We start from the raw sequence: 17,557 nt of genomic DNA, 5'->3' as shown, positions 1-17,557 counted from the left end.
TCAACGATCCGGCCAATGGCGCACGAATAGTAGGGTTATTACAGTCAAAGGCATCGGATGAATCCGCAGGAGCAAGATGCCCATGAAACATTCCCCATCCCCCACCCCCGCAGGCGGCGCAGCCCCCTCGGCCTCGCGCCGCAATTTCCTGCGCGGCATTCCCGTCATCACTGCGGCTGCGGCCACCGTGCCCACCCCCGCCATGGCAGAAACCAGCAAGCACCACTGGGGCATGCTGGTGGATGTGCGCAAGTGCATTGGCTGCCAGGCCTGCACCGTCTCCTGCATCCAGGAGAACGTGGTGCCCGAAGGCAGTTTTCGCACCGTGGTCTCCACCTACAGCGTGAAGGTGAAGGATTCGGTGCAGCCGGCCGGCACCTATGTGCTGCCGCGCCTGTGCAACCACTGCGACGAGCCGCCCTGCGTGCCGGTCTGCCCGGTCAGTGCCACCTACAAGCGCGCCGACGGCATCGTGGTGGTCAACAACGAGCGCTGCGTGGGCTGTGCCTACTGCGTGCAGGCCTGCCCGTATGACGCACGCTTCATCAACCACGAAACCAACAAGGCCGACAAGTGCACCTTCTGCGCCCACCGCGTGGAAGCCGGCCTGCTGCCCGCCTGCGTGGAAACCTGCGTCGGTGGCGCCCGTATTTTCGGTGACCTGAACGATCCCAATGGCGTGCTGCGCCAGCAGCTCGATGCCAACAAGGACAAGCTGAAGGTGCTCAAGCCCGAGCAGGGCACCAAGCCGCAGGTGTACTACATCGGGCTGGACGAGCGCTTCACCGGCAAGGTCGAAGGCCAGGGCACGCTGTGGAAACCGCGCGCCACCCACGGCTGACAAGGAGAACCCCATGAGCACGATTGTCGAAACCATCAACGTCGCACGCGAAGTGGCCTGGCTGCCCTGGGCTGTGCAGTACTTCTTCCTGATCGGCCTGTCCTACGGCGCCTTCCTGCTGTCGCTGCCGGGCGTGGCGCTGCGCAAGCCTGGCTGGGAGGTGATCTCGCGCTTGGCCCTGCTGGCCGCGCTGGTGTGCGGCCTGAGCGCCCCGGTGGCGCTGCTGGCCGACCTGCACCAGCCGGGCCGCTTCTGGCACTTCTATGCCTACTTCTCGCCCAAGTCCTGGATGTCCTGGGGTTCCTTCTTCATTCCGGTCTATCTCACCGGTCTGATCCTGTATGCCTGGCTGGCTTTCCGTCCGCTGCTGCAGCAGCATGCCGATGAAAACGGCCGCTTTGCCACCGTGGCGCGCTGGGTTGCGCTGGGCGGTCACGAAAGCCGCGGCCCGCTGCTGATGGCCGCTGCGCTGGCGCTGATCGGCGCCGTGCTGGTGGCCCTGTACACCGGTGTGGAAGTGATGGTGGTGCGTGCCCGTCCGCTCTGGCATACGCCGCTGCTGCCGCTGCAGTTCGTCATTACCTCGCTCGGCGGCGCGGCCGGCCTGACGCTGCTGTTCAACCGTTTCGGCCCCGGTCGTGACGATGCCGCCATCAACCGCCGCCTCGCCCACACCGTGGCCTGGATGCAGCTGGCCTCGCTGCTGCTGGGCGGCGTCTGGCTGGCGCTGGGCCTGAGCGGCATCTCCCCGATCAACGCCGAGGCGCTGGCCGAAGTGGGTGGCTCCAACAACTGGCAGATGGCCGCCGCCTGGGCCGTGGTCGTTACCGCCATCACCTGGTGGCTGGGCTGGAAGCGTCCCAACAGCAGCCTGCTGCTGGCCCTGCTGGCGCTGCACTCCGCCTGGATGATCCGCTGGGCCATCTTCATCGGTGGCCAGGAAGTGCCCAAGACCGGCGCCGGCTACTACAGCTACCAGCTGCCGCTGGGCCCCGAAGGCCTGCTCGGCATCATCGGCACCGCCGGCCTGTGGGTGTTCCTGTTCATCGTGATCACCTACGTGCTGCCGCTCGACCGCATCGGTCGCTCGACCCCCGTCAAGGCCTGATCCCGGCCCCCGTACAAGATTCCCGCAAGGAGTACCAACATGAAAAAACTGGAACGTCGTGACCTGATCGCAGCCGGTGGACTGGCAGCCTTCGGCGCCGGCTTCTCGCAGACCCTGGGCCGCATGGCAGAGGGCGTGCTGGGCGAGCAGCCCGAGCGCCACTTCGAACACGGCCGTTCGCCCGAGCCCGAGTTCAGCGTCGATCCCGCCACCGGCGCGCTCAAGATGAACCCCAAGCAGCAGGTGAGCTACACCGTCTGCCAGGGCTGCACCACGCTGTGCGGCGTGCGTGTGCGCATCGACAAGGAAAGCGGCCAGGTGATCCGCGTCACCGGCAACCCCTACAACCCGCTCTCCACCGATCCGCACCTGCCGATGAAGGCGCCGTTCAAGGAAAGCCTGATCAGCGTTTCCGCCTTCAAGGACAAGGGCCTGGGCGGCCGCTCCACCGCCTGCGGCCGCGGCAACGCCGCCATGGACCAGATGAACTCCCCGTTCCGCGTGCTGACGCCGCTCAAGCGCGTCGGCCCGCGCAACGGCGGCCGCTGGGAGCCGATCAGCTTCGAGCAGCTGGTGAAGGAAGTGACCGAAGGCGGCGACCTGTTCGGCGAAGGCCATGTGGACGGCCTGGCCAAGCTGCGCGACCTGAAAACCCCGATCGACCCCAATGCACCGGAACTGGGCGCCAAGGTCAACCAGGTCGGCGTGGTGATGGGCGTGAACGAGGGGCGCGACTTCTTCTCGCAGCGCTTCTGGAAACAGTCTTTCGGCACGCTCAACTACGTGGGCCACGGCTCCTACTGCGGCGGTGCCTACCGCTCCGGCTCCGGCGCGCTGTTTGGCGACATGAAGGCCATGCCGCACGGCAAGGTGGACTTTGCCAATGCCGAATTCGCCATGTTCGTCGGTACCGCCCCGGCCAACGCCGGCAACCCGTTCAAGCGCAGTGGCGCGCTGGTGGCCAAGGCGCGCGCGCAGGGCGTGCTCGACTACGTGGTGGTCGATCCGGTGCTGACCAATGCCGACAACCGCGCCGTGCCCACGCGCAGCCACTGGGTGCCGATCCGCCCCAGCACCGACGGCGCCCTGGCCATGGGCATCATGCGCTGGATGTTCGACAACAACAAGGTCAACACCGCCTATCTGGCCTTCCCGAACCAGGAAGCGGCCAAGGTCGGCGGCGAGCCGTCCTTCACCAACGCGACCTGGCTGGTGATTGCCGAAAAAGGCCACCCGCGCTTCGGCCGTTTCGTGCGCGGCACCGACCTGGGCCTGGTGGCGCTGCCGGACGAGGAGCGCTACAAGGAAAAGGATCCCTACTACGTGCTGGGCGCGGATGGCGCACTGGCCGATGCGGGTACCTACATGGGCGCCGCCCAGCTCGAAGCCACGCAGCCGCTGACCATCGGCGAGCAGCAGGTTGCCATCAAGACCGCCTACCAGCTGCTGCGCGAATCGGCGCAGAAAATGACCGTCAAGCAGGCCTCCGACATCACCGGCATTCCGGTCGACGTGATCAATGGCCTGGCCACCGAGCTGACCAGCCACGGCCGCAAGGCCTGCGTGGTGAGCCACGGCGGCATGATGGGCGGCAACGGCTTCTACAACGCCTATGCCCTGATGACGCTCAACGCGCTGATCGGCAGCCTCAACTACAAAGGCGGCTTTGCGCTGAGCGCCGGCGGCTTCCGCGATGCGGCGGAAGGCCCGCGCTACAACCTGGCCACCTTCGAAGGCGAGATCAAGCCCAAGGGCATCCCGCTGGGCCGCAACGTGCCCTACGAGCGCACCAGTGAGTTCAAGAAGCGCAAGGAAGCCGGCGAGAAACCCTATCCCGCCAGGGACCAGTGGTTCCCCAACGCGCCCGGCCTGGCCACCGAGTGGTTCACCGCCGCGCTCAACGGCTACCCCTACAGCCTGAAGGCGCTGGTGCTGTGGGCCGCCAACCCGATCTACGGCATTCCCGGCCTGCGCCCGCTGGTGGAAGACAAGCTGAAGGACCCGAAAAAGCTGCCGCTGATCATCGCCATCGATCCGCTTATCAACGAGAGCAATGCCTTTGCCGACTACATCGTGCCCGACAGCATCATGTACGAAAGCTGGGGCTGGGTGGCGCCCTGGAGCGGCGTGCCGACCAAGACCATGGCTGCGCGCTGGCCGGTTGTCGAGCCCAAGGCAGCCAAGACGCCCGCAGGCATCCCGATCGGGATGGAAAACTTCCTGATTGCTTTGGCGAAAAAAATGAACCTACCCGGCTTTGGCCCCACCGGCCTGACCGGCAAGGACGGCCAGCCGGTGCCGCTGGAGCGCCCGGAAGACTGGTATCTGCGCGGCGGTGCCAACATCGCCTTTGCCGGCAAGGAGCCGGTCATCGACGCCACTGACGAGGACATCCAGCTCTCCGGCGTGGAGCGCATCCTGCCGCTGATCAAGTCCACCGTGAAGGAGGACGAATGGCGCAAGGTGGCTTTCCTCTACACCCGCGGCGGCCGCTACCAGCCGCTCAACCAGTCGCAGGACGAAACCAACCCCGACTGGCAGACCTGGAAGTTCGAAAAGGCGCTCTGGCTCTGGAACGACAACCTCGCCGGCGCCAAGAACAGCCTGACCGGCAAGCCCTACAGCGGCTGCGCCACCTGGACGCCGCCCGCTTTCTGCGATGGCACGCCGATGCGAGACGTGTACAAGCCGCAGGACTGGCCGCTCACGCTGATCAGTTTCAAGTCGCCGCTGCAAAACTCCTACAGCATCGCCACCCGCATCACCGGCGTGCACCCGGACAACCCGGCCATCGTGCACCCGCAGGATGCCGAACGCGCCGGCCTGCGTACTGGTGACGTGGCCAAGCTGCAAACCCCCGGCGGCGAAGCCAAATGCACCGTGATCGTGCACGAAGGCGTGGTGCCCGGCACCGTGGCCATCGAGCACGGCTACGGTCACAAGGAACTGGGTGCCCGTGCCCACACCCTGGGCGGCCAGCGACAGCCCGATCGCCCGGACCTGCGCGCAGGCATCAACATCAACGATATCGGCCTGCAGGACCCCACCCGCGGCGGCAAGCACATCTGGGTGGACTCGGTTTCCGGCACCTCGGTGCGCAATGGCCTGCCGGCCCGCATCCGCCGCGCCTGATCAACGTTTTGTCCCTGCTCTCGGCCCTTCGGGGCCGGAGTGTTTGGCCTCCAGCCCCTAACGGCTGGAGGTTTTTTTGTCTCCGTTCCGCCATGGTGGGCCGTTTCAGCACGGGCCAGGGAATGCGCGTTGCACTTGCTGCCCCGACGAGGCGGCTTGCGTCAAGTCTGCGCCGGGTTTCCCTGCATCGTCGCCGCCAGCTCGTCATCAATGGCGGAGGCCCGCACATGCGCCTCGCGCCCCAGGATCGGCGCAATATAACGCTCGAACACCGGGCGCTTCTCGATGGTGCCGAACTGCAGCCCCCACATCAGGTGCGAAGCCAGATACAGATCAGCCGCCGTGAAATGCTCGCCGCACAGGTAGGAGCCCTTGTCCAGCGTGCGTTCCAGCTCGATCTCCAGCGTGTCCAGCACATCGGCATACGATCCATAGCCGGCAGTGCGCGACTGCTCCGGCGTGCCGGGATGCAGCTTGAGCGCATGCGCCGTCACTGCGGCCTCCAGCGGCCCGGCCGCAAAGAACAGCCAGCGGTAGTAGATGCCGCGCGCCGGACTGGTCACTGCCGGCGCCAGATGCTGCAGCGGAAACTGGTCCGCCAGATAGGCGCAGATGGCGGCGGCTTCCGTCACCACCACGTCGCCATGCCGGATGGCCGGCACCTTGCCCATGGGGTTGATGGTCTTGTATTCGTCCGCCTTCATGCTCGTGCCGTAGTCGAGCAGCACGGTGTCATAGGGGCGGCCGGTTTCCTCCAGCATCCAGCGGGCGATGCGGCCGCGGGAGTAGGGGTGGGTGTAGAGCGTGAGCGGGGTAGTCGGCATCAGGGAACTCCTCGAGTGGACAGCGCACGGCAGCGCCGTTTCTGCGCATGGTAGGCGCGGAACATGACAGGTGCTGTCAGCAGTTGTACTAAGCGGCCGAATTTGCGGCGACAATGCCGCAATGGAGATTTTCAGCATCGTGTTCATGCTGGGTCTGGCAGCCATGGTGCTCAACGCCAACGCCCAGCGCAAGCGGCTGGCCTTTCTGGCCGGACAATTACGCCCCTACCAGATCGAAAAACAGATGGAAAGCCTGATCGACGGCTATCTGCGCGCCCTCGGCGAATCCGATCCGGTGCGGCAGCAGCAGGTCTGGGGCACGCTGGAGGCGACCGAGCAATCGCTGAGCCAGCAGGTGATGCGCCTGGCCGACGACCTGCAGCGCGCCGATCCCGCGCAGACGCGCATGAGCGGCGTACCGCTGCAGGCCCTGCTGGCCGACAAGCTGCCCGATTCCGCCGTGCTCGATCTGCGCGCCCTGATTCAGGTGCATGCCCAGGGCATTGCCGCCCTCGCGCGGCATCCCGATGGGGAAACCCCCGCCGCGCGCAAGCAGCGTGCCTACACCATGAGCGCCGAACTGCTGCTCCTGCAGCACAGTTGCCACTGGTATTGCCGCTCGCTGGCGCTGGCCTCGGCACGCCTGCAGGCCAAGCACGACACGCCCTATCGCCAGGTCGTGCAGTCGGTCTCGAACGGCACCCGCCAGGCCTATGCGCGGCTGACCAATTACCCGCTCTGAGTGCCTGACAAAAACGGCCGCTCATGGGCGGCCGTTGGCGTGGAAGGCGGCAGAGCTTAGCGCGGGCAATAGGTTTCCATCACCTGGGTCATCACCTTGTCTTCGCGAGTGACGGGGATGTCGTGGCCCGTGCCCTTGGACTGATCCAGCAGTTTGCCTCGCAGATGCGGCTGCGCGTAGTAGCGCACCTGGTTCATGGTGTACGTTTTTGACTTGCAGTTCAGCACGAACTCGGAAGACAGGGAGCGGTGGCCGAGCTGCGTGGCGTGGTTCATGTTCCAGATGCCGTCAAAGCGGACCAGGCCCTTGGCCGGGCTGTTTTCCTTCACGCTGTTCGGGTTGATCAGCAGTTCCTCGCGCTTGTTGCCGTGGCGTGTCAGCTTGGTGAGCTGGTATTCCTTGGCCAGCGGGCCGGTGGCGCGGCCCTCGGCGCCCTGCAGTTCGGCAAAGCCTTCGCCGATGAAGAAACTCCGGTTGTCATCCTTTTTCGCCAGACGGATCACGGAGCCGCCTTTTTCCCAAGTGAAACGGCCAGTGCTGCGCTCGGCGTACTTCTTGCCCTTGTGCTCGATCTCCTGCAGCAGCGTATAGGTCCCGTTGTTGTTAAGGATCAGCGTGGTCTTGTAGCCAGTGCCGGAGGCGGACGGGATGGTGCCCACATAGGTGCCGTTCCAGTCCAGCGCGGTGCGGGCGCTGTGCGCGTCCGGCGTGGGTGTGGCACCTTTTGCCGAAGCCGGCAGCGCGACGGTGCCCAGTGCAGCACCGACCACCAGCGCGCCCAACAGACGGGAAGAAGCAGATATCGAGAAAGTCATGGCAGTTAATCGCCCCGAAAGGGAAAATAGAAAGGTCGTTCGATTATGACCTTTGCCACCTGCCAGTCTGTAACGACGATGCAAGCAGCCGCTTCCGTTTGTATCCGAACGGGATGATGGGGCGGCTGCGCTGCGTCTTCGCTCAGTGTGCGCTGCCCAGCGACAGCCCCGCGTGCTCGCGCAGCGGATGGAAGTGGATCTTCGGAAAGCGCTCCTGCGCCAGCCGCACGTCATACGGGCTGGTGCACAGAAAGGCCAGCGTGTCTGCCGCATCGTGCGCCAGACGCAGCGGGTAGGCATTCTCGAACTCGCGCAGTTCGGCTGGCGTATCGGCTGTGATCCAGCGCGCGCCGGTGTACTGGCAGCCTTCCAGCCGCACCTCGCAGTCGTATTCGGTCTTGAGGCGGTGCTGCACCACCTCGAACTGCAGCTGGCCGACCGCACCCAGCAACATGTTGCCGCCCGCATCGGGCTTGAACACCTGAATCGCGCCTTCCTCGCCGAGCTGCATCAGGCCCTGCTGCAGCTGCTTGGTGCGCAGCGGGTTCTTCAGCACCACGGTCATGAACATCTCGGGCGCAAAGAAGGGCAGGCCGGTGAACTGCAGGTTCGGCCCGTCGGTAATGCTGTCGCCCAGTTGCACGCCGCCGTGCGTGGTAAAGCCGATGATGTCGCCGGCGTAGGCCTCTTCCACCGCCTCGCGGCGCTGCGACATGAAGGTCACCACACTGGTCGGGCGCAACTCCTTGCCGGTGCGCTGCACCTTCATCTTCATGCCCGGCGTGTACTTGCCGCTGGCCACACGCACGAAGGCGATGCGGTCGCGGTGGTTGCTGTCCATATTGGCCTGCACCTTGAACACCACGCCGGCAAAGCTCTCGTCATCTGGTTGCACGATACGCTCTTCGCGGTTGCGGTTGACCTCGGCATAGGCCAGGCGCGCGCCGGGCGGCGGCGACATGTCGACCACCGCATCCAGCACTTCCATCACCCCGAAGTTGTTCACGCCGGAGCCGAAGAACACCGGCGTCAGCTTGCCGGCCAGGAAGGCTTCGTGGTCCCATTCTGCGGAGGCGCCCACGGCCAGTTCCATGCTTTCCAGCGCATGGTCGAAAGCGTCGCCAAAGCGCGCGCGCAGCTTGTCGGCATCGCTCAGCGGAATCACCTCGAAATCCTGCGGACGCTTCTCGCTGCCGGCCTGGAACACCGTCATGCTCTGCGTGCGCAGGTTGATGATGCCGCCGAAGGTCTTGCCCTGGCCCACCGGCCAGGTGATCGGGCAGCAGGGCATGCCCAGCTCGCGTTCCACCTCGTCCAGAATGTCGAGCGGATCGCGCACCTCGCGGTCCATCTTGTTGACGAAGGTGATGATGGGCGTGTCGCGCTGGCGGCAGACTTCGATCAGGCGGCGTGTTTGCGCTTCCACACCGTTGGCAGCGTCGATCACCATCAGCGCGCTGTCCACGGCCGTCAGCACGCGGTAGGTGTCTTCCGAGAAGTCCTTGTGGCCAGGCGTGTCGAGCAGGTTGATCACGTGGTCGCGGTAGCTCATCTGCATCACCGACGAGGCCACCGAGATGCCGCGCTGCTTCTCGATCTCCATCCAGTCGGAAGTAGCGTGGCGGCTGGCCTTGCGGCCCTTGACCGCACCGGCGATCTGGATCGCGCCGGAGAAAAGCAGCAGCTTTTCCGTCAGCGTGGTTTTACCGGCGTCGGGGTGGGAGATGATGGCGAAAGTGCGGCGGCGGCGGGTTTCGGGGGTGTAGGACACGGGGCGCGGCTTTGGGACAATGAGAAAAAGCCGCGCAGGGCGGCTGGAGGCGCATGCAGGCCTGAAGCCCGAGTGCGTGCAAAAGCATGATTTTACTGTGCAGCGTGATTGGCGGCCAGTTGCGGCGTTGCCCGGCGGTGCTGGTGCGGGGCTTGCCGGGGGGGCTAAGGGCAGCGGCGCGGCATCAACGCGCACAACGCCACGCCGGGAATGTCCCGCTGCCGGATACGGTGCTCAGGCGCGGGCCCATAGATTTTCCCTAAAACGTCAATAAGTACGTGTGTGCGATACAGGCGCGTGGGCTGCCTACAATGCAAGACACACCGGACACACCCGTTCCGCATGACACCTTGAACACGGAGACCCTATGGCCAGGAAATCTGCTTCCCTTCCCGTCAACATCGGCATCAGCGACGCCAAGCGCAAGAAAATCGCCGAAGGCCTGTCCAAACTGCTGGCCGACAGCTACACGCTCTACCTGATGACGCACAACTTCCACTGGAACGTCACCGGCCCGCAGTTCAACAGCCTGCACGTGATGTTCATGGACCAGTACACCGAGCAATGGAACGCGCTGGACGTGATCGCCGAGCGTATCCGCGCCCTGGGCTTCCCCGCACCGGGCACCTACAAGGAATTCGTCAAGCTCGCTTCGATCCAGGAAGTGGAGGGCGTGCCGAAAGCCACCGACATGATTCGCCACCTGGTACTGGCGCAGGAAGCCACCGCCCGCACTGCGCGCGCGCTGTTTCCGGTCGTGGACGATGCCAACGACCAGCCCACGGCCGACGTGCTGACCCAGCGCATCGACGTGCACGAAAAGACCGCCTGGATGCTGCGCAGCCTGCTGGAGGAGTGAGCGACTGCGCTCCGTATCGGGGCGGCCACAGTGTTCGCGCTGTGCATCCGGCCGGGCGGCGTGCGTGCCAGTTCCTGCGCAGCGCCGCCGTCAACGGGGCGTCGCATAGCCGCTGTATAAAGGGCGGACATGCAAGAGCTCTCCACCGACGCGCCAAGCAAGTCCGGCGCGCGTCCTCCCACCCGTTTCACCTACCTGCTGTTGCTGGCGCTGTACCTGGCCCAGGGCCTGCCGGTAGGCTTTGTCACGCAGGCGCTGCCCGTCATCCTGCGTGAGCAGCAGGCCTCGCTGGTGCTGATCGGCTGGAGCGGGGTGCTGCTCATGCCCTGGGGGCTCAAGTTCCTCTGGGCCCCGTTGCAGGACCGCTATTACTGGCCGCGCATCGGCCTGGGCCGCAGCTGGATCCTGCCGACGCAAGGCGTGGCGCTGCTGTGTGTGGCGGGGCTGGCGCTGCTGGAGCCGTCCCTGCTGCGCGATCCGCAGATGGCCGTGCTGTTCGCCTCGCTGCTGATGCTGCTCGCCTTCGCCGGCGCCACGCAGGACGTGTCCACCGACGGCCTGGCCGTGCGCCTGCTGGCAGCGGGCGAGCGCAGCATGGGCAACGCGATCCAGGTCACGGGCTCGCGCATGGGACTGATCCTGGGGGGCGGCGGCGCGCTGCTGCTGCTCGACATGGCGCCCTGGCGCACCGTGATGCTGGGTATGGCGGGGCTGATCCTCCTGACCACCGTGCCGGTCTGGCTGCTGCGCGAGCCGGCCTGGCGGCGCGCGCGCAAGAACCAGGACGTAGCCGGTGCGGGCACTGTCCGCCACGATGCGGAGCTGAAGCGCGCGCTGTTGCCTGCGGGCGAGATGGTGGAGCAGACCGCGCTACCCGCAGAGCTGCAGCAAGCCGATGAAGTGGCTTGCGCTGCCCCCGTACAGGGCCTGCTCCCGCGCATCCGCCATTTCCTGCGCACCGAATTCGGCTACTTCCTCTCGTCTCCGGAACTGCGCGCCTGGCTCGGCGTGCTGCTGGTCTACAAGCTGTGCGATGCCTTCACCAGCGGCATGGTCAAGCCCATGCTGGTGGACATGGGCTACAGCAAGAGCCAGATCGGCACCATGGTGGTGATGCTGGGTTCCGGTGCGTCACTGCTGGGGGCCGTGGCCGGCCATGCGGTGCTGCGGCGGGTTTCGCGGATGCGGGCGCTGCTGGGTTTCAATGCCCTGCAGGCCCTCACCACGGGCTGCTACGCACTCATCGCGCTATTGTTTTCGGGCAAGGTGTCTGCGGCGGATGGCCTTACCGCCTTCGACATGCTGGTGTACGGCATCAATGCGCTGGAACATTTCACTGCCGGCATGGCGCTGGTGGGCGTCCTCACCACGGTGATGGACTATTGCCGTCACCGCAACGGCGGCAGCGATTTCACTTTGCAGGTCAGCATCATGTCCACGGTGAGCGGCGTGGCGCACTGGCTGTCGGGCTATGCGGCCGAGGCACTGGGCTATCTGGGATACTTCAGCGCGGGGATGGTGCTGGGGTTGCTGCTGCTGGGGCCGCTGGTGCGCTGGGGGCGGTTGCAGCGGCAGACGCATCCGGCCTAGTGGCCGAGCGGTTGGCACGTTGCGGCCGCATCCGGCCTGGCGGCCGACCGGGTGGCACGTTGCACGCGGATCAATGCCAGCAGGGCGTGCAGCTGGGGAGAGCCGTCGTCGGCGCGGTAGATGCAACTCAGGTCGATCTGGGCATGCGGGGCGTCAGACAAGGGGCGGTACACCGTGTTGCGCAGCGCAATGGCCCGGGTGACGGATTCGGGCACCAGCGTCACCCCGAAACCATGCGCCACCAGTGCCATGCCGGTGACCGTGTCACCGATCTCCTGCGCAACCGCGATGTCCAGGCCCCTGTCGCCAAAGATCCGGATCACGCGATCCACGAAATTGGGCCGGCCGGCATTGGGAAAGAGAACGAAAGGCTGGGTGGCCAGTTGTTCCAGGCTCAGGCTGTCCTCGGCGGCCAGGGGATGGCCGGCAGGCAGCACGGCCCAGAGCGGCTCCAGGGTGACCAGCTCCTGCGCCAGATCCGGCAACACCGGCATCATGCGATTGAATCCGGCCGAGATGCGCCGCTGCCGCAGGGCGTCGATCTGTTCCTCGCGGTGCATGGTGTGCAGCACCACGTTCAGTCCCGGCAGCGAAGCACGCAGCTTTTGCAGCAAGGCCGGAATGGCGTCGTAGATGCCGGAACCGAACACCCCGATGTCGAGGCGCCCGAGCCGTCCCTGCCCGACACGCTGCACGCGGTCGATGCCGGCGGACACCATCATGCTGATGTTGGCTGCCTCGGTCCGGAACACTTCCCCGGCCTGCGTCAGCTCCATGCCGCGCGGCGTGCGCACAAACAGCTGGACCTGCAACTCGTCTTCGATTTGCCGGATCTGCCGCGTGAGCGGAGGCTGGGAGATGCCCAGCCTGCGCGCAGCGCGCCCCATGTGGAGCTCATCGGCAACGGCCAGAAAATACTTGATGTGACGCAGGTCCATCCGGCAAGTTTAGAGCGGGAACACCGCCTTGACCCACACCGAGTTACCCTGCGTGTGGTTCCTGGCCGCGATTTCCTTCTCCCACTTCAGCGTGGCGAACCAGGCATTGCGGTGGTCTGATACCTTTTCGGTATCAAGAGGGGTGTTCAGAGTGACAAAAAGGTCCGTGCCAGCGGGATCGGCACGGCATCCTAGGGTTTGTCTGAGGGGGTGGCTGGCAGGCGGCGTTGCGGTTGACCAACAATCCGGTGCGGTGCGGTGCGGTGCGGTGCGGTGCGCTCAGCGCACGCTGCTGTCCTGCAATGCCGGCCCGTCGAGTGCATCCAGATGCCGGGTGTCGCCCCAGCCGATCAGCGTCAGGCCATCGGGCGTCCACAGCAGACGGTTGATGGCGCAGTTGGGCAGGTACCAGGTGCGTGCCGCCTGCAGGCCCAGGCGCGCTGCGGAGCGGTACAGCACATCCAGCACGCCACCGTGGCTGACGATGGCCACATGCTCGCCGTTGTGCTGGCGGCCGATGTCGTTCACGGTCTGCACGATGCGATCGCGCAGTTGCGCCAGCGATTCTCCTCCGCCGGGCGGCGCCCAGTTCGGGTCTCGCTTGCGCCAGCGCAGGGATTCCTCCGGGAAATGCACCTCGAAGTCGATGAAGGTCTTGCCCTCGATGTGTCCGAAATGGCGCTCGCGCAGTTGCGGTGTGGTGATCACCTTGGCATCGTGGCTGGCCGCGATGATGCGACCGGTCTCCTCGGCGCGCTGCAGATCGCTGCTGTAGACGGCATGGATCGGACTGTCGGTGAGGGCCTCGGCCAGGGCCCTGGCCTGCTGCCGTCCGGTGTCATTCAGGGGAATGTCGGTATGCCCCTGGATGCGGCGTTCGGCATTCCAGGCCGTTTCGCCGTGGCGGATGATCAGCAGACGGGTGGCGGCGGCAATCGACATGCCGCAATTATCGCCGCGCCGGATGCATTTTCAGAATCGGAAAGCAGTTTTGCGCACACGGCAGAGGGCGCGTGCAACACTTGCACGGCGCGTGCGTAGAGGGTGCGCAGGCTCAGTCCTTGCGTGCCAGCGGAATGCTGTCGATGGCAATCGACGCCAGCGGCGGCGCAAACTCTTCCTCGTCAAACGCCTTGTCGCCGTCCGCATCGGGGATGCCGGTGGTCTGCAGATCGCGGAAGTTGTGCAGCTTGCGGTCCAGCAGATGGCTGGGCACCACGTTTTGCAGCGCCTGCAGAATCATCTCGGTGCGGCCGGGGTGGGTCTTTTCCCATTCCTTGAGCATGTTGCTCACCTGCTTGCGCTGCAGGTGCTCCTGGCTGCCGCACAGATTGCACGGGATGATGGGAAACTGCATGTGCTCGGCCCAGCGCGCCGTGTCAGCCTCTTTCACATAGGCCAGCGGGCGGATCACCATGAATTCGCCGTTGTCGCTCACCAGCTTGGGCGGCATGCTTTTCAGCTTGGCGCCGAAGAACATGTTGAGGAAGAAGGTGGCCACGATGTCGTCGCGGTGGTGGCCCAGCGCAATCTTGTTGCAGCCCAGACGGCGCGCCACCGTGTACAGAATGCCGCGGCGCAGGCGCGAGCACAGGCTGCACATGGTCTTGCCTTCGGGGATCTTGCTCTTGACGATGCTGTAGGTGTCCTGCGTCTCGATGTGGAAGGGCACGCCCAGGCCTTCCAGGTAGGCGGGCAGAATCTCGGGCGGAAAGCCCGGCTGCTTCTGGTCCAGGTTCACCGCCACGATGTCGAAGTGGATCGGCGCGCGCTTCTGCAGCTTGAGCAGCACGTCCAGCAGCGTGAAGCTGTCCTTGCCGCCGCTCACGCACACCATCACCTTGTCGCCTTCCTCGATCATGTTGAAGTCGACAATCGCCTGGCCGGTGAGGCGGCACAGGCGCTTGTCGAGCTTGTTCATCTCGCGCTGCAGGCGCGCTTCGGCAGAATCCTTGGCGGGGCGGGCATGGGTGTCGGTGGGCTGCTCTTCGGCCAGCTCGGGGGCAAAAATATCGGACATGGCGGGTGTGGGATAGGGGGCGCAAAGAGGGATGCGGCAAGGCGGCCGCTGCGCCAAGCCCGCGATTTTAAACGCTGGGGCGGTTCATGGATAGCAATGGCCTTGCCATTCCTCGGCCTTGCGGGCGAAGGGATAGGCAGCGATGTGCCTGCCTGGTCACGTTCTTCGGGTCCGTGACGCTGCATCCGTGTGGCTCTGCCGGCACGAGGCACGACCGGGCCGGGACGCAGCACCTCGTCAGTGTATTCCCGATGGGGATAGGGCAGCGCCGGCTTCATGGTGTCATACTGTGCGCTACTGACTGCGATACCCCTGCAGTTTCCATTCCAGAACAGGAGCGACCTCCATGAAAGGCAATCCCGAAGTCATCGCCTACCTCAACCAGTTGCTGGCCGGCGAACTGGCCGCACGCGACCAATATTTCATCCATTCCCGCATGTACCACGAGTGGGGCTACAGCCGCCTGCATGCGCGCATCGCACACGAAATGGAAGACGAAACCGGCCATGCCAGCGCGCTCATCGAACGCATCCTCATGCTGGAAGGCACGCCGGCCATGGTGCCAACGGCGCTGAAAATCGGTGCGGATGTGCCTGCCATGCTGCAATGCGATCTGGAAGTGGAACTGGAAGTGCGCGAGGCACTCAAGCAGGGCATTGCGCTGTGCGAGCAGCATCAGGATTACGTCAGCCGCGAAATGCTGGTCGAGCAGCTCAAGGACACGGAAGAAGACCATGCCCACTGGCTGGAGCAGCAGCTCTGGCTGATCCAGCAGATCGGCCTGCAGAACTATCTGCAGAGCCAGACCGGTGAAGGAGCCAGCACATGAAAGGCCATCCCGACGTCCTGCGCCAGCTCAATGCCGTGCTGGGCGATTCGCTCATCGCCATCAACCAGTATTTCCTGCATGCACGCATGCTGAAGAACTGGGGGCTGGACGAGCTGGGCGAACACATCTACCACCAGTCCATCGAGGAAATGAAGCTGTCCGACAAGCTGGTGCAGCGCATCTTCCTGCTGGAAGGTCTGCCCAACCTGCAGGATCTGGGCAAGCTGCTGATCGGTGAAGACGCGCCGGAAATCCTCGCCTGCGACCTGCGGCTGGAGCGGCAGAAGCACACCACGCTGGTGCAGGCCATCGCGCTGTGCGAGCAGCAGCAGGACTATGTCTCGCGTGACCTGCTGGTCGAACTCAAGGACGAGAACGAAGACCACATCGACTGGCTCGAAACCCAGCACGACCTCATCGGCAGCATGGGGCTTCCGAACTACCTGCAGAGCCAGATGGACGATTGAGCCCCCGGACCGAACCCTGCACAAGGCCGCCAGACAGCGGCCTTGTGCTTGCCTGAAGAGCGGCCTGCAGGTGTTGCGTGCACAAGACCCTGCGCGTCATAGGGATTGATAATAAAAACAATTATCAATTAATATGTCGGCATCGTAGTCCACTTTTCAGCAGGGAAGTCCAGAATGATTGTCTGTGTATGCCAGCGCATTTCCGATCGCGAAATCGCACGCCATGCCCATACCGGCATGAGTTTCGACGAGATCCAGCTCGAACTGGGGGTTGCCACGCAATGCGGCAACTGCGAATGCTATGCGCGCGATGTAGTGGCTCAATGCCAAACCAGCGGCCAGATGGCCGCGTTGCGCAAGGAAGAGGCTGCCGGTTCGGTCGTGGCGGCGCAAGCGCTCAGCGCTTGATCCGGAACACTTCCACACCCACGGCGTCACAGTCCGGATAGACGTCCGGCTTCTCGGTGGACACACGCACGGCCTGCACCTTGGGGTGCTCCAGCAGGGTGTTGGCCACGTCATCGCACAGGGTTTCCTGCAGCTCGATATGCCCGGCGTTCACACGCGCGGCAATGGTGCGGCGAATGAAATCGTAGTCCACCACCTCATGGATACGGTCTGCCTTGGGGGTGGACTGGCTCAGCAGCACATACATGTCCACATTCACGCGCACGCGCTGCGGGCCCAGCTTTTCGAAATCGTGCACGCCGATGTTGATGTGCACCTCGTAATTGCGCAGGAACAGGCGGCGGCAGGACAGGGCGAGGGCTTCGTTCCAGTGGGTCGAAGATGTGATGGCGGTCATGTTGTTGTTTTGGGTGGCAGGTGTTGTCGCAATAGCTCGTCCACCACAAACATGATGTCGCGCGGCAGCGGAACCAGATGCTGCCCATTATCCACGCAGACCGTGCTGCCGGTGATGGAAGCGTTACCGGCGAGGAACAGGCAGGTGCGCGCCACATCGCGCGGATCGACCGGGCGGCGCAGCAGGTTGGCGTGACTGGCGGCGGCGAAGTTGGCGTCGGTCTGCGGGCCGCTCACCAGCATCAGGCCCGGCGCCACGCCGCACACGCGCACGCGCGGGGCCAGCGCCTGCGCTTGCAGTTCCACCGCGCGCTCCAGCGCCAGCTTGCTGACGGTGTAGCTGAAATAGTCCGGATTGAGGTTGTAGACCTTCTGGTCCAGGATATGAATCGCCACGCAACTGCCGGGCCCGGCATCGCTGGCGTGTTGCTGTGCCATCAGGCGCGTCAGGTCCATGGGCGCCATCAGGTTCACGCCGAGCTGGCGGCCGGCCTGGGCTTCGTCAAACTCCATGGCGCAATCGGGCTCGAACAGCGAGGCGTTGTTGATCAGGGCCTGCAGGGGGCCGAACGTTGCTGCCTGCTCCATCAAGGTGCGGCGCTGCGCGGCATTGCCCAGGTCGGCCTGCAGCAGGTCGATGCGGTGGCCGGCCGCCTGGAGGCGTTGCTGCAGGGCCTGGGCCGCCTCGAGGCTGCGCTGGTAGTGGCACAGCACATGCCAGCCTGCTTGGGCAAACACTTCGCACAGCTCGGCGCCAAGGCGATGGGCGCCGCCGGTGATCAGGACGGTAGGGGCAGGGGATGTATCAGTCATGGTA

The 17,557-nt window shown here is 64.9% G+C and carries 17 protein-coding genes; 9 read left to right on the top strand and 8 right to left on the bottom strand.

The features are described 5' to 3' along the window. Window positions 1–82: 82 nt before the first annotated feature. The 3 genes from dsrO to KKQ75_RS07550 are packed head-to-tail and all read left to right on the top strand — an operon-like array spanning window position 83 to window position 5,081. Window positions 83–841: a sulfate reduction electron transfer complex DsrMKJOP subunit DsrO gene (gene dsrO / locus KKQ75_RS07560; protein ID WP_371686624.1), complete on the top strand. Its 759-nt coding sequence runs from the start codon at window positions 83–85 to the stop codon at window positions 839–841. Between the two features lie 13 nt (window positions 842–854). After that, a complete protein-coding gene (gene nrfD / locus KKQ75_RS07555; RefSeq protein WP_213361314.1) occupies window positions 855–1,949 on the top strand; it encodes an NrfD/PsrC family molybdoenzyme membrane anchor subunit in 1,095 nt (364 codons plus the stop codon). Window positions 1,950–1,988: 39 nt separating this feature from the next. Beyond that, window positions 1,989–5,081 (top strand): molybdopterin dinucleotide binding domain-containing protein, encoded by a 3,093-nt coding sequence (locus tag KKQ75_RS07550; protein WP_213361313.1) that lies wholly within the window; start codon window positions 1,989–1,991, stop codon window positions 5,079–5,081. A 161-nt stretch (window positions 5,082–5,242) separates the two neighbouring features. Here the strand turns inward: KKQ75_RS07550 and KKQ75_RS07545 are convergent, their stop codons facing one another. Beyond that, the gene (locus KKQ75_RS07545; RefSeq protein ID WP_213361311.1) at window positions 5,243–5,905 is read right to left on the bottom strand and encodes a glutathione S-transferase family protein; all 663 of its coding nucleotides are present in this window, start codon (window positions 5,903–5,905) and stop codon (window positions 5,243–5,245) included. A 121-nt stretch (window positions 5,906–6,026) separates the two neighbouring features. Between KKQ75_RS07545 and KKQ75_RS07540 the strand changes: the two genes are divergently transcribed. Further along, window positions 6,027–6,647, top strand: coding sequence for a hypothetical protein (locus tag KKQ75_RS07540; RefSeq protein ID WP_213361310.1), 621 nt, complete (start codon window positions 6,027–6,029; stop codon window positions 6,645–6,647). A gap of 56 nt (window positions 6,648–6,703) precedes the next feature. Here KKQ75_RS07540 and KKQ75_RS07535 read toward each other — a convergent pair whose 3' ends face one another. Next, complete coding sequence (locus tag KKQ75_RS07535; protein ID WP_213361309.1) at window positions 6,704–7,462, bottom strand: copper resistance protein NlpE; 759 nt, start codon at window positions 7,460–7,462, stop codon at window positions 6,704–6,706. A 142-nt stretch (window positions 7,463–7,604) separates the two neighbouring features. Continuing rightward, window positions 7,605–9,233 (bottom strand): peptide chain release factor 3, encoded by a 1,629-nt coding sequence (locus tag KKQ75_RS07530; protein ID WP_091813548.1) that lies wholly within the window; start codon window positions 9,231–9,233, stop codon window positions 7,605–7,607. Window positions 9,234–9,600: 367 nt separating this feature from the next. On the opposite strand from KKQ75_RS07530, the gene KKQ75_RS07525 reads away from it, so the two are divergent. Both KKQ75_RS07525 and KKQ75_RS07520 read left to right on the top strand, forming a co-directional pair. Then, complete coding sequence (locus KKQ75_RS07525) at window positions 9,601–10,092, top strand: Dps family protein (RefSeq protein ID WP_091813551.1); 492 nt, start codon at window positions 9,601–9,603, stop codon at window positions 10,090–10,092. Between the two features lie 129 nt (window positions 10,093–10,221). Then, on the top strand, window positions 10,222–11,682 hold the full coding sequence (locus KKQ75_RS07520; RefSeq protein WP_091813554.1) for an MFS transporter: 1,461 nt from the start codon (window positions 10,222–10,224) through the stop codon (window positions 11,680–11,682). On the opposite strand, the gene KKQ75_RS07515 is transcribed toward KKQ75_RS07520, so the two are convergent. The 3 genes from KKQ75_RS07515 to ttcA form a co-directional block, all read right to left on the bottom strand. Continuing rightward, on the bottom strand, window positions 11,679–12,620 hold the full coding sequence (locus tag KKQ75_RS07515; protein ID WP_091813556.1) for a LysR family transcriptional regulator: 942 nt from the start codon (window positions 12,618–12,620) through the stop codon (window positions 11,679–11,681). The two genes, KKQ75_RS07520 and KKQ75_RS07515, sit on opposite strands and share 4 nt — an antisense overlap. Before the next feature lie 279 nt (window positions 12,621–12,899). After that, window positions 12,900–13,562, bottom strand: coding sequence for a histidine phosphatase family protein (locus KKQ75_RS07510; protein ID WP_091813559.1), 663 nt, complete (start codon window positions 13,560–13,562; stop codon window positions 12,900–12,902). Window positions 13,563–13,674: 112 nt separating this feature from the next. Further along, complete coding sequence (gene ttcA, locus KKQ75_RS07505; RefSeq protein WP_213361308.1) at window positions 13,675–14,640, bottom strand: tRNA 2-thiocytidine(32) synthetase TtcA; 966 nt, start codon at window positions 14,638–14,640, stop codon at window positions 13,675–13,677. 346 nt (window positions 14,641–14,986) lie between these two features. Here ttcA and bfr (KKQ75_RS07500) point away from each other — a divergent pair, with 346 nt between their 5' ends. From bfr (KKQ75_RS07500) to KKQ75_RS07490, 3 genes are all read left to right on the top strand, one after another. Beyond that, the gene (gene bfr / locus KKQ75_RS07500) at window positions 14,987–15,469 is read left to right on the top strand and encodes a bacterioferritin (protein WP_091813565.1); all 483 of its coding nucleotides are present in this window, start codon (window positions 14,987–14,989) and stop codon (window positions 15,467–15,469) included. Beyond that, window positions 15,466–15,936 (top strand): bacterioferritin, encoded by a 471-nt coding sequence (gene bfr / locus KKQ75_RS07495; RefSeq protein ID WP_091813568.1) that lies wholly within the window; start codon window positions 15,466–15,468, stop codon window positions 15,934–15,936. The genes bfr (KKQ75_RS07500) and bfr (KKQ75_RS07495) overlap by 4 nt, the downstream gene beginning before the upstream one ends. A 174-nt stretch (window positions 15,937–16,110) precedes the next feature. Continuing rightward, a complete protein-coding gene (locus KKQ75_RS07490; RefSeq protein ID WP_091813571.1) occupies window positions 16,111–16,344 on the top strand; it encodes a (2Fe-2S)-binding protein in 234 nt (77 codons plus the stop codon). On the opposite strand, the gene KKQ75_RS07485 is transcribed toward KKQ75_RS07490, so the two are convergent. Then, on the bottom strand, window positions 16,334–16,741 hold the full coding sequence (locus KKQ75_RS07485; protein ID WP_091813573.1) for a dihydroneopterin aldolase: 408 nt from the start codon (window positions 16,739–16,741) through the stop codon (window positions 16,334–16,336). The two genes, KKQ75_RS07490 and KKQ75_RS07485, sit on opposite strands and share 11 nt — an antisense overlap. After that, window positions 16,738–17,553: an SDR family oxidoreductase gene (locus KKQ75_RS07480; protein ID WP_213361307.1), complete on the bottom strand. Its 816-nt coding sequence runs from the start codon at window positions 17,551–17,553 to the stop codon at window positions 16,738–16,740. The genes KKQ75_RS07485 and KKQ75_RS07480 overlap by 4 nt, the downstream gene beginning before the upstream one ends. Window positions 17,554–17,557 lie beyond the last annotated feature (4 nt).

This window comes from Brachymonas denitrificans, assembly GCF_907163135.1.
In the GTDB taxonomy this organism is placed as follows: Bacteria; Pseudomonadota; Gammaproteobacteria; order Burkholderiales; family Burkholderiaceae_C; genus Brachymonas; species Brachymonas denitrificans_A.
Note: the sequence above shows the minus strand (reverse complement) of the source record. Positions and strands in the feature narration are given on the sequence as shown.